Source organism: Anaeromicrobium sediminis (assembly GCF_002270055.1).
Taxonomy (GTDB): Bacteria; Bacillota; Clostridia; order Peptostreptococcales; family Thermotaleaceae; genus Anaeromicrobium; species Anaeromicrobium sediminis.
The window spans coordinates 45,707-62,328 of sequence record NZ_NIBG01000007.1 but is presented as its reverse complement, the minus strand read 5'-3'; the positions used below and the strand labels follow the sequence as shown (position 1 = coordinate 62,328).

The following is a 16,622-nucleotide window of genomic DNA, read 5'->3' as shown; positions in this document are numbered from 1 at the left end:
GCTATTTTATTATTTTTTTAGACAAGGATACAATAGGTTTTATGAATGGAAAAAATAATATTACAAAGAAAATATTAAAAAGGGTATGAGCATGGGCTATTTGCCTAACCACATTATCTGGAGAAAGTTTTATGGATACAGTGGCCAAGGTATTTATAAATGGGTATATGGTCAGTGTACCAAGAATATTTAATAAAATATGTATAAAAGCAGTACGTTTACCATCAATGTTTGTAACTATACTTGAAAAAAGGGTAGTAACGCAAGTTCCAATATTTTGACCAATAATAATGGGAATAGCTTGGGAAATGTTTACAAAACCTGTTACGCTGAGACTTTGGAGCATAGCTATGGATGTGGAACTACTCTGTATTATGGCTGTTGTTAAAGCTCCTATTAAAATTCCTTTATTTGGGCTTTGGGCTACTGATTTTAGTAAATCTGAAAAGGCCATTAGATTTTTTAAAGGAAGAAGGGAATAGCACATTAAATGCATGCCCATAAACAATAAACATAGGCCAATGAAAAATTTAGAGATCTTTTCAAATAGAGAACCAAGTTTTAAGTAATATATTAAAATAGAACAAAATATTATATAGGGAATATAAGTATATATATTAAAACTAACTAATTGGGAGGTAAAGGTAGTTCCTATATTAGCTCCCATTATTATGGCCGTTGCTTCATATAGACCTAAAATATTTCCGTTTACAAAACTTACTACAAGAACAGACGTGGCACTACTACTTTGGGTGAACATGGTAACTATAAGACCTAAAAGTACTCCTAAGGATGGGTGTTTCTTTATTATTTTTAAGGGTTTCTGAAAAAATTTTTCCCGGTCTAATATTATTGACTTTGTCATTAAAATCATACCAAAGAAAAAAACAAAGATAGATATTATAAAGTTAATAAAAATATACGTCATAATGATCTTTCTCCTTTTATTTAATTGAGAAACTTAATCTATAATATTTCTAGTAAAAAAATCATAAATATATGACAAAATGAATAAATTTAATTATATGATGTAAAATAAAGATTTTTGTTAAGGGGGGGAGAATATGAAAATATTTGTAATAGATAGGAAAAAAATTTTATTATTCACAATGGTTGTAGTAATAGTAGTAATGTCATATGCTAATATGAGTACCCTAGGGGATAAAATAGTAGGTGTAATGAATCGTAATAAGGTTTTGCCTATATATTGTGTTGATAAAGAAGAAAAGAAGGTAGCAATAAGTTTTGATGCAGCTTGGGGAGCGCAGTATACAGATGGTATACTGGAAATTTTAGAAAAATATAACGTAAAGAGTACCTTTTTTCTAGTGGGATTTTGGGTTGATAAATATCCAGATATGGTGAAAAAAATCTCTGATCAGGGCCATGAGGTACAAAACCATTCTACAACCCATCCTCACATGTCAAAGCTTAGTAGGGAACAGATTTCTAAAGAGTTAAATACCACAGGAAAAAAGATAGAAGATTTAACAGGGGCTAAGCCCTCATTATTTAGACCACCCTTTGGGGACTATAATAATCTTCTTATAGAGACTGCTAAGGAAGAGGGATATTATACTATACAATGGGATGTGGACTCGTTAGATTGGAAAGAATTAGGTGCAAAGCCCGTTGTAGATAGGGTGACTAGGAATGTTAAAAAAGGGTCAATAGTTTTATTTCATAATAATGCCAAATACGTATTGGAATATTTACCTTTAGTAATAGAAAAACTACAAAAGGATGGCTATGAAATAGTACCTATATCTGACTTGATTCTAAAAGATAATTACTATATTGACAATACGGGAATGCAAAAAAGTGAGTAGTTTGACACCGTGAAAGTTTAATGATATAATGTATACAAGTTATAGATAGTAAAATATGTAAAATGCTATGAAGGAAAATAGTAAAAGCATGATGTTTTACAGAGAGTAAGCCGGTGGTGAGAGGTTTATGAACTAGTGTTTTGAACCTGTTCCCGAGCAGATGGTGATGAGCTATTACGTTTTAATCACGTTACGATTAACTAAGTGAACTACAATAGGCAAGTGTAGTTAATTAGGGTGGTACCGCGAGCATACTCTCGTCCCTTTTTTAGGGATGAGAGTTTTTTTATAATCTATGAAGAATTATGAGTTTTCCTAAGTTTACACAAGGATAGTTTCTGTGTTTCCATTTCGTAAAAATCTGCAGGAATGTTTTAGTCGTAAGACCTTTTATAATGTATCTAGTCAAAGGTACTTATAATTTCTTAATTTTAAATACTAAAAGCCAATCTATTAATAACATTTCGGAAAAAACATTTCATCTTTTATTAAATTTATAAAACCTACTCACTAATAATACATGGGAGAGTGTTTAATATTTAACTAACACTTCTTTTTGCCATTGTATAGTTCAACAGTGTGCAGTTTAGCAGTTTACTAGATAAAAGTCTTAAAATACTATTTTAGGACAAGTATTTCATGTGATTTTAATTAATTTTAAATAAAAAATAATTTAGGAGGAGATTTATGAGTCAAAAGAAAGAACAATGGGGCAGTAGATGGGGATTTATAGCCGCATCTATGGGAATGGCAATTGGAACAGGAAATATATGGAGATTTCCTAGGGTTGTAGCTTCAAATGGTGGAGGACCTTTTTTAATAGCATGGACAATCGCGCTATTTGTTTGGGCTATACCATTACTAATGGGAGAAATGGTAATGGGAAGAAAAACTGGTCTTGGAACTATCGGGGCTTTTAGAGATTTTGTAGGAAAAAAGTTCACGTGGATGGGAACGTGGATTGCTGCAGTTTGTCTTTTAATTATGGCATATTATGCTGTAGTTATGGGATGGTGCTTTAAGTATTTTACACTGGCTTTATCTGGGGCATTTAAAGCTGGTATGACTACTGCAGATACGCAGGTCATATGGGATACATTTACTACAAGTCCGTGGCAAACTATACCACTGCACTTTATGTCAATTGCGATTGCAGGAATTATAATATACAAGGGTGTTAACGACGGAATAGAAAAAGCTTGTAAAGTTATGATACCTACATTATTTGTATTATTAATTGGGGCAGCAATAAGATCATTAACATTACCAGGTGCATTAAAGGGATTAGAATATTTATTTAATCCAGATTTTAGTCTCTTATCAAATCCAAAGATTTGGTTAGAAGCATTTACTCAAGCAGCATGGTCCACAGGAGCTGGATGGGGCTTTATTATAACTTATGCCGTATACACTAAAAAGAAAGAAGACGTGGCAGGAAACTGTATGATAATGGGATTTGGAAATAATGTGGGATCACTTCTAGCAGGAATTACAATACTTCCAGCTATATTTGCACTATCTCCATCACAAGAGTTTACTAGTCAAGTTTTATCTTCTGGAAATACTGGTTTAACTTTTATTTACTTAGCTCAATTATTCCCTACTATGCCAGCAGGAAATATTATAGCAGCTGTATTTTTCTTATGTATGACTATAGCAGCTTTATCATCTCTATTACCAATGATAGAAGTTGGTGTTAGAAATCTTATGGACGCAGGATTTACTAGAAAAAAAGCTACTGTAGCAATTGTGGCTTTTGGAATGATAGTAGGAGTACCATCTGCTTATAGTGTAAGCTTTTTAGATAACCAAGATTGGGTATTAGGGATAGGATTACTAGTAAGTGGATTGTTCATAGCATTTGCACTTATCAAGTATGGAGTAGAGAACATTAGAACAAAATACATCAATACTCCTTGGTCTGATTTCAAAATTGGAAAGTGGTGGAGTGTTTGTGTAAAGCTATTCCCTGTAATGTTTACCATATTAACAGGATGGTGGATGCTTAAAGCTATTGGTTGGTCTCCGGATAGTTGGTGGAAACCTTTTGAAACCTTTAGTGTAGGAACAATAATATTCCAATTTGTATTATACGTAGTATTTGCAATGGCTACTAATAATTTATTCTCTAGTGGTATTGGCAAAGGATTTGATATTACGGCTACAAAGGGGGACGAATAATATGGCATTTAAATCGTTAATAATGATGATTTGTGTATTAGGATTTTACTTAGGTGGTTTTTTGTTTTTAGTTAATAAAGCATTTAATTCTGAGAATGAATAAGAATAAGAGGTTTGAAAGTTTTGAGACTTTCAAGCCTTTTTATTTTTTAAAGTGAATTTTTTAGTAAAACTAAGAGAAAAATAACCATATAATCGCTACCAAAAGGAGTATGAAAGCATGAGCAAACTTTCGAATCATGTTCAAATTATAGGAGTATTAGGAGATGAAAATAAAATATCATCTAAGATAATAAAACACGTTTTAAGTAAAAAGGGTTATAAAATTAGAGATATGGAATATAAGGAGTATATTTTAGATTATGAAGGAATAGATATTCTTTTATTAAACTTAGATACCTGTAATTTAGAAAAACACATAAATTTAGATATTTTATTACACATAGATACTAGAAAAGAAGACATTGGATTTCAAAGGAAAGTTTTAAATTATGTTAAAAACAATGGTGTGGTAATTATGAACGAAGATGATAACAACACTCCTTTTGTGTTGGGTCATAATGATGAAAGATTGGTAGTATCCTATGGTATGAGTAAAAGAGCTACTTTGACAGCTTCTAGTTTGATGGTTTCTGACAAAATAAAGTTAAATTGCTTTTTACAAAGGTCCATTAGTGCTAGAGGTGACCTGGAAGTAGAACCAGTAGAATTTCCAGTCATAATAAATAGTGAAGATGAAAAAGCCGTATATAATTCATTAGGAGCCATAGGTGTATTATTATTATATGGTATAGATCCGTATAAATTATTAAAATTTTTAGAAGATATGTATATTCAATAGAATCTTATGGAAAAAAGCCTTAGGATAAAAGTGTAATAATACATAGCTTTGGATAAAGGTGAAATTTTTGCCGATTATAAAAATATTTTTACCCCAATAAAACTCCTTTCAGAGAAAAAAGTTAATTTTCTTATCATATTATATTAAAAAAATGAATAGATATAATTGTAGATAAGCCCTAAAAGTACACAAGAAATAGGAAGGAGCGTGGGGGGATGACTGACAAGGTTATTGATACGAATCTGGTGAGTGTAATAGGTGAAGTATGTTCTCCTTTGAGTTTTAGTCATGAAATGTATGGAGAAGGTTTTTATTCACTAGATATTAAAGTTCCAAGACTCAGTGAATATAATGATGTGTTACCCATTACTATATCAGAGAGAATATTAATGGGAGAAAACATTAAATGTGGTACTAAACTGAAAATAGAAGGACAGTTGCGTTCATATAATAAGTATGTGAATGGCAGGAACAAATTAGTTATTACAGTTTTTGCTCGTGATATGGAAATTTTTGAAGAAGAAGAAATAAAAAATCCTAACCAAGTATTTTTAGATGGATATATATGCAAAGAACCCGTATATCGATCTACTCCATTTGGTAGAGAAATAACTGATATGTTAATAGCAGTAAATAGGCCTTATAATAAATCTGATTATATTCCCTGTATTGCATGGGGAAGAAATGCTAGATTTTCTGAAAAGTTAAAAGTTGGAGATCATATAAAGATATGGGGAAGAGCTCAAAGTAGAGAATATCAAAAGAAATTAAATGAAGAAGATGTAATAACTAAGGTGGCTTATGAAGTTTCTGTATCCAAAATGGAAATAAGTGACAATAATAATAAATTAAAGGAATAAGATTTTAAGGGGAAGTGACAAGTTGCGTTACTTCTCTATTTTGTTGTTATTTAATAACTTAATCGTTGATTAAAATATTTAAAATAGATTATAATAGGTAAAATAGGGAGGGCGATAAGATGGATTACAAAATTATGGTTATTATGGTTTTTTTTATAATATTAGTCAGTATTCAATATACTCTTAATAAAATTGTAGTACTTTTAAAAGAAATAAAGGAAATATTGTATAAAATAAACATTAGGCAATAAAAATAATAAGTAGTATATTTTAAAAAATCTTTGCAAATATTACATTTTAATTATATAATAAGTTTGTATTATTTTGCTTAAGAAGGGGATCATATGATTACTACAGTTACCTTAAACCCTGCAGTAGATAGGGCGTATATAATAAATGATTTTAAACCGAATAAGAGATATCATGTGGATGATGTGAAAATTACTGCTGGAGGAAAAGGGCTAAATGTTGCCCGTGTAGCATCTATTTTAGGTGAAAGAATGAATGCTACAGGTTTTCTAGGTGGCTACACAGGTGAGTTTATTAAATCTGAACTATATAAGTTAGGAATAGACACTTCCTTTGTAGAAATTAAGGAACCATCCAGAATATTTACTGCAATTGTTGATCCTGTAAACAATACGGAAACTATATTAGGGGAATATGGACCTGTAGTAAGTAAAAGTGAATTAAATGAATTTGTAAAAGAGTTTGTAAAGGTACTAAAATACAGTAGAATAATAATTGCTGCTGGAACTGTACCAAGGGGACTACCTAAAACCATATATGGAGATATGGTTAAGATCGCTAAAGATAATAATGTTAAGATGATAATAGATGCAAGTGGAGAATATTTGAAAGAAGCTATAAAGGCAAAGCCTTTTATGATAAAGCCAAACCTACCTGAATTAGAAGAGTTGGTAGGTTATGAGTTAAATAGTGAGAGAGAAATAATATTTGAATGTAAACATATTTGTAGACAAGGGGTGGAAGTGGTATCTATATCTTTAGGAAAAGATGGGGCCATATTTGTTACTAAGGATGAAGCTTATAGGGTGAAAGTTGGGGGACCAGTTGAGGCTATAAACTCTATAGGATGTGGTGATGCTTTTGTAGCGGGATTTGCAGTGACTCTTTTAAAGGAAAATGACATACAAGAGGCCTTTAAGTATGCCGTAGCCACAGGAACAGCCAACGTAATAGAAAAGAAAATTGGATTTGTAGATATTAATAATGTGGAAAATTTTTATAATCAAGTTAAACTAGAGAGGGTAGAATAAATAGTTCTACTCTATTTTATTATATAGAAAAGGAGGATATTAATGGAACTTAAAAAGATTGTATCTAGTGTGCAGAGTATTGCTCAAGCTATTGCCAGTGTCATGAAAGTGGAAGTTACCATAGTGGATAAGAACCTGGATCGGATAGCTGTAACAGGTGAAAAAAAAGCCTCTTTTAATAATCGAATAGATGTGGATTCTATATTTGCGTATTCCTTGAAAACTGGAGAGGGCCTTGTTGTGGAAAATCCAAAGGAGCATGCAGTTTGTAAACGGTGTAAGGATAAGGAAAACTGCAAAGAATATGCGGAAGTATGTTGTCCTATAAAGGTAAAGGATGAGCCTGTAGGAGTTATAGGGTTAATAGCATTAAATGAAGAGCAGAGGAAGGAAATAATAAAGAATAGGGAAGATCTATTGGACTTTTTAAATAAAATGGCAGATTTAATAGGAACTAAACTAATAGAACTAGAGAAGACAGAAAAAATAAAATTATTATTAAAGGAATTAGAGACCGTATTAAATTCAGTGGATAAAAGTATAGTTGCTGTTGATGAAGAAGGAAAGATAATTCAATTTAATTTTAAAGCCACTGAATTATTTAATATGGATGGAAATAAATTAAAGGGAATTAATATAATAGATTTAATAGAGAATATAAATGTAAATGAAATTTTAACGGGCAATGAAGAAGTTAAAAATATTCCCTTTGAATATAATCATGCAGATTGTTCCATAAGAGGTTTTTATAGTGGAAAATTGATAGAAGTAGAAGGAAGTAAGATAGGGATGGTGTTTACTTTTTCTAACGTATGTGAAATGTTAGAAGTGGTAAATTACATATCTAATACAAATATAATTACAACCTTTGATGATATTATAGGAAATAGTTTTGTCATGGAGCAGGTTAAAAAAGATGCTAAGAAAGCTTCCTTTTCAAATTCTACCGTATTAATTCATGGAGAGAGTGGAACGGGAAAGGAATTGTTTGCAAGGGCAATTCATTTTAATAGTAATAGGGGAAAAGGACCGTTTATTCCCATAAACTGTGCAGCCATACCTGAGAGCTTGCTTGAAAGTGAATTGTTTGGATATGAGGAAGGCTCATTTACGGGTGGAAAAAAGGGTGGAAGAGCAGGTAAATTTGAATTAGCAAATAAGGGGACTATATTTTTAGATGAAATAGGAGATATGCCAATACACCTTCAAACTAAATTGTTAAGGGTATTGCAAGAATATACTATAGAAAAGATAGGAGCTAATGATAATATATCTGTAGATGTTAGGATAATTGCTGCCACAAACAGGGATTTAGAAAAGAAAGTTTTGGAAGGGGAATTTAGAGAAGATCTATTTTATAGATTAAATGTAATACCAATCCATATACCTCCTTTAAGGGAAAGGAAGGAAGATGTGGAAAATATAATATATGAACTTTTGAGGAAGTGTAATAAAAAGTTAAACAAAAACATATTAGGTTTTAATAAAGATGCAATAGATATATTTAAAAAGTATAGTTGGCCTGGTAATGTGAGGGAATTGGAAAACTCCATAGAGTATGCAGTTAATATGTGTAATCTCAATTTCATAGGAATGGAAGATCTACCGGTAAGGTTGAAAAAGAAGAAGGAGTGCTGCAAAAATATAGAGGAAAGAATAATCCCTATAAAGGATTTAGAGAGAAGAGAAATAGAAAAGGCATTAGAGTATTATAAGGGTGATAAACAGGCTGTAGAAAAGGCTGCTAGAGCCTTAGGATTAGGAAGAGCTACCATGTATAGGAAAATTAAAAGTTATAATATCACAGTCTCATTATGAGAAAAAATCTCATAATGAGACTGTTTTTTTACGTTTTTTTCTCAAAATGAGACTGGGGATTTGGAACAATAGGTAAAAACCCTCTTTGAGCCATTGGCATGATAATTGCAAAATAAATAATCAGATATAATGAATGGAGAGGGGATTTATAATGAATTTAAAGGATGGAATCATAAAATTACTACAAGGAGAAGTTGTCCCTGCCATGGGGTGTACAGAACCAATAGCTGTGGCTTTAGGTTGTGCAAAGGCAAAGGAATTATTAGATGGAGAAATTCAGAGTGCGGAGGTTTTACTTTCTCCTAATGTATATAAGAATGGATTGTGCGTAGGAATTCCTAATACAAAGGAAGTTGGATTAGAAATTGCAGCGGCACTAGGATTAGTGGGAGGAAAGAGTGAGAAAGTATTAAATGTATTAGCGGATATCCAGTCTCATCACATAGAAGAAGCTAAAGAATTATTAAAAAGTGGAAAAGTTAAAATAGGAATTAAGGATACGGATGAGAAGGTATATATTGAAGTAAAATTAAAAAAACATAATGGCACGGTGGAAACTGTAATTAGTAATAAGCATACAAATTTTACTTTTATTAAGAAAAATGAAGAAATAATATTAGAAGAATCTAATAAAAGTGAAGTGAAAAAAGAGCCATACACTTTTATATATGATATGAAAATATATGACATAGTTAAGGAAATAGAAAAAATGGATTTTGAAGATGTAAAATTCATGTTAGATGGTCTTAAAATGAATGAAGCTGTGGCGGAGAAAGGTTTAGAAAGTGAGCTTGGTATGAAAGTTGGAAGCTCCCTTGAGGGAAACATTAAAAAGGGAATTTTATCGGATGATTTATTAAACACAGCAATGATGTTTACAGCAGCTGCATCAGATGCTAGAATGTCAGGAATAAATATGTCTGTTATGAGTAGTAATGGAAGTGGAAATAATGGACTTACAGCCATATTACCTATTGTTGCTTACATGAGAAAATATAATGTGGAGGATGAAAAATTAGCTAAAGCAGTGGCTATAAGTCATGTTATAAACAGTTATGTGAAGCACTATATAGGTAGATTATCTGCCCTTTGTGGTTGTGCTGTTGCAGCATCTACAGGAGCTGGTGTGGCCATTGGATGGTTAATGGGTGCAAATCATGCTCAGATAGATGGAATAGTGAAAAATATGATAGCTAATTTAAGTGGAATGATTTGTGATGGAGCTAAAGTGGGTTGTGCACTTAAATTATCCACATCCGCATCTGCAGCTATTCAAGCTGTATTATTATCTTTAAATGATGCCATTGTGCCAACTAGAAACGGAATAGTGGGAGAGACTGCGGAAGAAACTATTAAAAATTTAGGGGTATTATCTGAAAAGGGAATGAAAATTACTGATGCGGTAATATTAAATATTATGAATCATATGCAAGAGTGTCATTAGAAGTGTAAAATTCTTCATTTTATGCATGATAATTGACAAAGATGACTTTTTCAATTACAATATTACCTAATCATTTAATGTTACAATTTATTACCATAAGATGGAGGGAATCGGACTAATGAACTTAGAAAATAAAGAAAGAAAAGTACTATTTTCTAGAGAAGACATTCAAAAGAGAGTTGACGAACTAGGACTAGAGATTGCAAAGGACTACGAGGGTAAAAAATTAGTAGCTGTTTCTTTACTAAAGGGAAGTTTCATTTTTACAGCAGATTTAGTAAGAGCTATTGATGCTCCTGTTAGGGTAGAGTTTATGACTACTTCTAGTTATGGACATGGAGAAGAGAGTTCTGGAAAAGTAAAAATATTACAAGATTTAGAATTTGATTTAAGTGGATATGATATATTAGTAGTAGATGACATAGCAGATACAGGTCTTACTATGGAATATGTATTAAAGCATTTAAAAGCTAAGAACCCAAATAGTATTAAAAGTTGTGTATTATTAGACAAACCATCAAGAAGGAAAACTGATCTTGAAGCTGATTATGTAGGATTTACTATTCCAGATACATTCATAGTTGGATATGGATTAAACTATGGAGATTATTTCAGAAATGTACCAAATGTATTCACATTTGTAGATAAAGAATAATATAAACCAGAGTGAGATAATCGCTCTGGTTTTTTAATTTCCGCTAAATAGAAAAACTATGGGTTTATATAAACCCATAGTTTTTTATTCGTTATCCTCTTAAATCATCTAAAATTTCAGTTTTATCAGCAGTCTTTTGGTCTTTAGCTTTAATTACCTTAGCAGGAGAACCAGCGACTACTGTGTTTTCTGGTACGTCCGTAGTAACTACTGAACCTGCTGCAACTACGGCACCCTTTCCTATTCTAACGCCTTCTAGGATTACTGCGTTAGCACCAATCATAACGTCATCTTCCACTATAACAGGAGTTGCACTAGGTGGCTCTAAAACTCCAGCAATAACGGCTCCAGCTCCTACGTGAGCATTTTTACCTATAGTAGCACGAGCACCTAATACGGCATTCATGTCTATCATAGTTCCTTCTCCTACTTCAGAACCGATGTTTATAACAGCGCCCATCATGATAACGGCATTTTTGCCAATGCTAACCCTATCTCTTATAATAGCACCAGGCTCAATTCTAGCTTCTACCTGTTTAATATCAAGCATTGGGATAGCTGAGTTTCTTCTGTCGTTTTCAATGTGGAATTCTTTAATATTTCCTTTGTTTTCTTCAATAAAGTTTTCCACAGTATCATTTTCTCCAACTAGAATCCAAAAATCATTACTACCAAATAGTTTTATATTGTCAGTAATGCTTTGAGATAAATCTCCTTGAATATAAGCTTTAACAGGAGTAGACTTCGTTGCATCCTTAATGAATTTTGCTATTTCGTATGGATTAGTTAAATCTAAGTTCTTATCTTTCGTCATCTATTATTCAATCCTCTCTTAAGTAAATATTATTTAAGCAAATCATCCATGTTGTATAATCCAGGTTCCTTATTTGCTATATATAGGGCAGCTTTTATGGATCCCTGGGCAAATACTTTTTTAGATGAAGCTGCATGTTTGATTTCTATAATTTCATCTTCTCCAGCATAAATTGCCGTATGTTCACCTACTATAGTACCACCACGTACAGCATGAATACCTATTTCTTTACTTTCTCTTTTAGTATTATTGCCATATCTTCCGTATATTAATTCCTTTTCATCCTTATGACTATCCTTAATGGCATTAGCTATCATGAAAGCCGTTCCGCTAGGCGAATCTACTTTTTTATTATGGTGTTTTTCTATTATCTCCACATCAAAGTCACTTAAAATTGCAGTAGCTTTTTTTACTAAATCTATTAAAAGATTTATTCCTAAGGACATGTTACCACTTTTAAATATGGCTACTTCTTTAGAGGCTGCTACCATTTCTTTCTCTAAGTCTTGGCTAAGGCCTGTAGTACATAATACTAAGGGGAGCTTAGAACTCTTGCAAAAGTCCAGTAAAGGTGAAACTAAACTATAATGGGAAAAATCTATTACCACTTGTGCATCTACATTACAATCACTAGCTTTTTCAAATACGGGAAAATCATACTTGTGATTGCTACAAAACTTATCTATACCGGCTACTACTTGGGTATTTGGATTAGATTCTAGCATATTTACTAAGACCTGCCCCATCTTTCCACAGCAACCGTGAACGATTACCTTAATCAAAATTATCCCTCCTATAGGTTAAAGCCATACTTTTTAAGTTCTTCCTTTAAAACTTTTAAGTTATCTTCTAACATATCAGTAAGAGGAAGTCTCAAATGTCCTACGTCGTGACCAAGCAGGTTCATTGCTGTTTTTACTGGTATAGGATTTACTTCTATGAAAAGAGCATCTATTAAACACTTCATCTGTAATTGTAATTCTAAAGATTTTTCAATATCTCCATCTAAGAAATATTGAACTAAATTATGAGTATCCTTTGGCAAGATATTAGCTACAACAGAAATAACTCCCTTACCACCTAAAGACATTAGGGGAACAATCATATCGTCATTACCAGAGTATAATGCAAAATCCTTTGGTACTACTCTAGCCATTTCTACTAATTGCGAAATATTTCCACTAGCTTCCTTAATGGCTACAATGTTTTTGTGTTGACTAAGTTTTTCTAGGGTAGATGGATTTATATTTACGCCTGTTCTGCCAGGTACGTTATATAAAATTATAGGAATATTTACAGAATCAGCAATTTTGGTAAAATGCTCTATTAAACCCTTTTGAGTACACTTATTATAGTAAGGAGTAATTAAAAGCAGTCCGTCAGCTCCAACACTTTGGGCATATTTACTCATTTCTACTGCATGGTGGGTGTTGTTGCTACCAGTACCGGCGATTACAGGAATTCTTTTATTTATTTTTTCTACTGTAAACTTAATAACACTCTTTTGTTCTTCATCATTCATAGTAGAAGCTTCACCTGTAGTACCACAAACAATTATACTGTCTGTTCCTTCGTTTACATGCCAATTTAATAATTCTTCTAATTTTTTATAATCTACGCCATTTTCCTTATAAGGAGTAACTATTGCTACACCTGAACCTGTAAATAACATATAATCACCTCGTCATAATATTATAGATACTTATTTGCTAAGACTTCAGCAATTTGAACGGCATTTGTAGCGGCACCTTTTCTAATATTATCTGCCACAACCCATAGGTTTAGTCCGTTGTCTAAACTAAAGTCACGTCTTATTCTTCCTATATAAACTTCATCATGACCAGCAGCTTCGCGAGCCAGTGGGTAAACATTATTTTCAACATCATCCTTAAGAATTACACCTTCTGCATTTCTAAAGATTTCTTTAATATCTTCAACTTCAAAACTCTTGTTAAACTCAATGTTTATAGATTCACTATGACAATTTTTTATAGGAACTCTTATTGCTGTAGCTGTTATTTTTAGATCATAGTCGTTTAGTATTTTCTTAGTTTCATTAACCATTTTCATTTCTTCTTTTGTATATCCATTGTCCATAAACACATCTATGTGAGGTAAGCAGTTTCCGTATATAGGATGATCGTAGGCTAGTTTAATGTCATTGCCCTTTTCTCCTTCTTCTAGGTCTTTAATACCCTTAACACCAGAACCTGAAACAGCTTGGTAAGTGGAATATACAACTCTTTTAATAGAGTATTTATCATGAAGTGGCTTTAAAGCTACTACGGCTTGAATAGTTGAGCAATTAGGGTTTGCAATTATTCCTTTATGCCATGCAATGTCTTCTGGGTTAACTTCTGGAACTACTAGAGGTACTTCCTTATCCATTCTCCAAGCACTAGAGTTATCTACTACAATTACTCCCTTTTTAGCAGCTATAGGAGCGAATTTTTCACTTATACTTCCTCCTGCTGAAAATAGAGCTATATGAATGTCTTTATCGAAGGATTCTTCAGTTAACTCTTCAACTATATATTCTTTACCTTTGCAAGTTAGTTTTTCACCAGCTGATCTTTTAGATGCTAGTAAATACAAGTTATCAAATGGAAAATCTCTTTCCTCTAATACTTTTAAAAATGTTCTTCCTACCATTCCTGTAGCACCAACTACAGCTACGTTTAGTTTTTTCACTTTAATTCCCCCTTAATCACTAATCTTTTCATAGTTTTACTGTATCTATGTGTATTTTGTGTTTAGAGATAAGCTCAAGCTCATCTGAGTTAGCTTCTTCATCAGTTATAATTGTGTGTATTGATTCAAAATCACAGACTTTAGAAAAGGTAATTCTACCAATTTTTCTGTAGTCACAGATTATTATATTTTGTCTACTGCAATTTATGGCTGCTTTTAAAAAATCACTAGTATCAATTGTTGAAGTAGTTATACCTACCCGGTGATGAACACCAGCACAAGGTAAGAAGGCCTTATCAAAATTAAAATTGTAAACTTCTTTCATAGCCCTTGAACCTAAGATGTTACCCTTCATATTTTTAACTCTTCCTCCTATTAATATAATATCTATGCTAGAGGAAGAAGAAAGTTCCTTGGCCACATCTAAAGAATTTGTAACTACAGTAATATATAAATCTTTTATATGGGGAATCATAAAAAGACTTATCATACTACCCATAAGTAGGATGGTGTCTCCATCTTCCACATATTCAGCAGCTTTCTTTGCAATCTTTTTTTTGTGGGCAACAGCTTCTTCATTACCCTCTTCTAGGGTAGATATCCATTTTGTCTTTTCTATTTTCTCAGCGCCCCCATGGATCTTTTTTAATTTCCCCTTATTTTCAAGGTCTGTTAAATCTCTGCGTATGGTATATATGGATACGTTGAAAAATTCAGCAAGATTTTGAACATTTACTACGCCTTCTTTTTCTACCATTTCAACAATTTGCTTTCTTCTTGCTTCCGTTATCAAAATAAATCCTCCTCTTTTAAGAAACGGAAATTCAAGGATTTTCGCTTCAATCATAAAAGTTGGTTTAATAAAATTACAAATGATTTGCTAACAAATTGCTAACTTTATGCTAATATTATTATATTAAAGTTATCAGATTTTGATAATGATTTCAATAAAAAATTTTGAAAATTAATAAAAAACTTTTAAGTTTTTGTAAAAACATATAAAATAAAAGGTAAGTTTACTTAGGAGGAAAAATTAATGATAAGAGTAGATAATCATATATTAGAATTGAGAAAAGAAATTATTAACATAAGAAGAAAGTTACATGAGATGCCAGAAATAGGTTTTGAAGAATACGAAACTAGTGAGTTTATAAAAAATAAATTAAAGGAAAATGGCATAGAAGTACATGAAAATGTGGCTAAAACTGGATTAGTGGGAGTAATAAGGGTAAATGATTTAAATGATTCTATTGGATTTAGAGCAGATATGGACGCCCTTAATATAGAAGAAGAAACTAACTTGGATTTTAAGTCTAAAAATGAAAATATGATGCATGCATGTGGTCATGATGCTCACATGAGTATTTCTTTAGGATTTGCCATATATTTATCAAAGAATAGAGATAAACTAAATAAAAATGTAGTATTTATATACCAACCGGCAGAGGAAGGCCCTGGTGGAGCAGAGGTTATGATAGAAGAAGGTATAATGGAAAAGTTTCATATAAGCGAAGTGATTGGACTTCATGTATTTCCTAATATAGAAGAAGGTTATGTGGCTTGTAAAGAGGGAGCTTTAATGGCTAGATGCGGAGAATTTGACATAGATATATATGGTTTAGGTTCCCATGGTGCATATCCACATAAGGGTATAGATTCCATAGTTATAATGGCAAATTTAATAAATACCATACAAAGCATAACCAGTAGAAATATTAACTCTAATGAAAGTGCAGTAGTTACCATAGGAAGGGCAGAGGCAGGAGAGAGAAGAAACATTATTGCTCAGGATGCCAGGCTAGAAGGAACTATAAGAGTATCTAGTGAAGAAGTATATGAAACTATAAAAAAGAGATTAAAGGAAATTATAAGGGGTTTTGAGATAACTTATGATTGTAAAATAGAATTAGAGTTAAGAGATATGTACCCGGCTGTTATGAATGACAAAGATTTAGTTAATGACTTGGTATTAGCTGTTGGAAAAGAAAACTATATACCTATAGAGTTTCAAATGATATCAGAAGATTTTTCTTTTTTTCAAAGAAAATGTAGAGGGGTGTTCTTTTTCTTGGGAATAAAAAATGAAGAAAAAGGATGTGTATATCCACTACACAGTAGCAAATTCTGTTTTAACGAAGAAATTTTATTAATGGGAGTTCAAGTATATAAAAATATATTAAAGGCAAAAAAATACTTTAAAGGGGAATAA

16 protein-coding genes and 1 other annotated feature are annotated in these 16,622 nt (G+C 32.0%); of the genes, 10 read left to right on the top strand and 6 right to left on the bottom strand.

The window, feature by feature from the left end; all coding sequences use genetic code 11:
• Position 1: 1 nt before the first annotated feature.
• Complete coding sequence (locus tag CCE28_RS09645) at positions 2 to 928, bottom strand: Na/Pi cotransporter family protein (RefSeq protein ID WP_095133377.1); 927 nt, start codon at positions 926 to 928, stop codon at positions 2 to 4.
• Between the two features lie 136 nt (positions 929 to 1,064).
• Here CCE28_RS09645 and CCE28_RS09640 point away from each other — a divergent pair, with 136 nt between their 5' ends.
• The 9 genes from CCE28_RS09640 to hpt all read left to right on the top strand — a co-directional run bounded on the left by CCE28_RS09640 (position 1,065) and on the right by hpt (position 10,908).
• Positions 1,065 to 1,829: a polysaccharide deacetylase family protein gene (locus CCE28_RS09640; RefSeq protein ID WP_095133375.1), complete on the top strand. Its 765-nt coding sequence runs from the start codon at positions 1,065 to 1,067 to the stop codon at positions 1,827 to 1,829.
• 58 nt (positions 1,830 to 1,887) lie between these two features.
• Positions 1,888 to 2,097: a binding site (T-box leader), on the top strand.
• Between the two features lie 419 nt (positions 2,098 to 2,516).
• Complete coding sequence (locus CCE28_RS09635) at positions 2,517 to 4,010, top strand: sodium-dependent transporter (protein ID WP_095133373.1); 1,494 nt, start codon at positions 2,517 to 2,519, stop codon at positions 4,008 to 4,010.
• 220 nt (positions 4,011 to 4,230) lie between these two features.
• Positions 4,231 to 4,851, top strand: coding sequence for a UDP-N-acetylmuramoyl-tripeptide--D-alanyl-D-alanine ligase (locus CCE28_RS09630; RefSeq protein ID WP_095133371.1), 621 nt, complete (start codon positions 4,231 to 4,233; stop codon positions 4,849 to 4,851).
• A 215-nt stretch (positions 4,852 to 5,066) separates the two neighbouring features.
• Positions 5,067 to 5,711 carry a single-stranded DNA-binding protein gene (locus tag CCE28_RS09625; RefSeq protein ID WP_095133369.1) on the top strand — a complete coding sequence of 215 codons (645 nt, stop codon included), beginning with the start codon at positions 5,067 to 5,069 and terminating at the stop codon, positions 5,709 to 5,711.
• A 119-nt stretch (positions 5,712 to 5,830) separates the two neighbouring features.
• The gene (locus tag CCE28_RS22755; protein ID WP_278277539.1) at positions 5,831 to 5,962 is read left to right on the top strand and encodes a hypothetical protein; all 132 of its coding nucleotides are present in this window, start codon (positions 5,831 to 5,833) and stop codon (positions 5,960 to 5,962) included.
• 93 nt (positions 5,963 to 6,055) lie between these two features.
• The gene (locus tag CCE28_RS09620) at positions 6,056 to 6,991 is read left to right on the top strand and encodes a 1-phosphofructokinase family hexose kinase (RefSeq protein WP_095133367.1); all 936 of its coding nucleotides are present in this window, start codon (positions 6,056 to 6,058) and stop codon (positions 6,989 to 6,991) included.
• 42 nt (positions 6,992 to 7,033) lie between these two features.
• Entirely contained in the window at positions 7,034 to 8,809 is a 1,776-nt protein-coding gene (locus CCE28_RS09615; RefSeq protein WP_095133365.1) for a sigma-54-dependent Fis family transcriptional regulator, read from the top strand.
• Positions 8,810 to 8,960: 151 nt separating this feature from the next.
• Positions 8,961 to 10,253 carry an L-cysteine desulfidase family protein gene (locus tag CCE28_RS09610; protein WP_095133363.1) on the top strand — a complete coding sequence of 431 codons (1,293 nt, stop codon included), beginning with the start codon at positions 8,961 to 8,963 and terminating at the stop codon, positions 10,251 to 10,253.
• Positions 10,254 to 10,371: 118 nt separating this feature from the next.
• Positions 10,372 to 10,908 carry a hypoxanthine phosphoribosyltransferase gene (gene hpt / locus CCE28_RS09605; RefSeq protein ID WP_095133361.1) on the top strand — a complete coding sequence of 179 codons (537 nt, stop codon included), beginning with the start codon at positions 10,372 to 10,374 and terminating at the stop codon, positions 10,906 to 10,908.
• Positions 10,909 to 10,999: 91 nt separating this feature from the next.
• Here the strand turns inward: hpt and dapD are convergent, their stop codons facing one another.
• Genes dapD through CCE28_RS09580 form a run of 5 tightly spaced genes read right to left on the bottom strand, consistent with a single transcriptional unit; the run spans position 11,000 to position 15,206 of the window.
• Entirely contained in the window at positions 11,000 to 11,722 is a 723-nt protein-coding gene (gene dapD, locus CCE28_RS09600) for a 2,3,4,5-tetrahydropyridine-2,6-dicarboxylate N-acetyltransferase (RefSeq protein WP_095133359.1), read from the bottom strand.
• 29 nt (positions 11,723 to 11,751) lie between these two features.
• Positions 11,752 to 12,504, bottom strand: coding sequence for a 4-hydroxy-tetrahydrodipicolinate reductase (gene dapB, locus CCE28_RS09595; protein ID WP_095133357.1), 753 nt, complete (start codon positions 12,502 to 12,504; stop codon positions 11,752 to 11,754).
• 11 nt (positions 12,505 to 12,515) lie between these two features.
• Positions 12,516 to 13,394 (bottom strand): 4-hydroxy-tetrahydrodipicolinate synthase, encoded by an 879-nt coding sequence (dapA, locus tag CCE28_RS09590; RefSeq protein WP_095133355.1) that lies wholly within the window; start codon positions 13,392 to 13,394, stop codon positions 12,516 to 12,518.
• 20 nt (positions 13,395 to 13,414) lie between these two features.
• Positions 13,415 to 14,413 carry an aspartate-semialdehyde dehydrogenase gene (locus tag CCE28_RS09585; RefSeq protein ID WP_095133353.1) on the bottom strand — a complete coding sequence of 333 codons (999 nt, stop codon included), beginning with the start codon at positions 14,411 to 14,413 and terminating at the stop codon, positions 13,415 to 13,417.
• Positions 14,414 to 14,441: 28 nt separating this feature from the next.
• Entirely contained in the window at positions 14,442 to 15,206 is a 765-nt protein-coding gene (locus CCE28_RS09580; protein WP_176461753.1) for a DeoR/GlpR family DNA-binding transcription regulator, read from the bottom strand.
• A gap of 243 nt (positions 15,207 to 15,449) precedes the next feature.
• On the opposite strand from CCE28_RS09580, the gene CCE28_RS09575 reads away from it, so the two are divergent.
• Entirely contained in the window at positions 15,450 to 16,622 is a 1,173-nt protein-coding gene (locus tag CCE28_RS09575; protein ID WP_095133350.1) for a M20 metallopeptidase family protein, read from the top strand.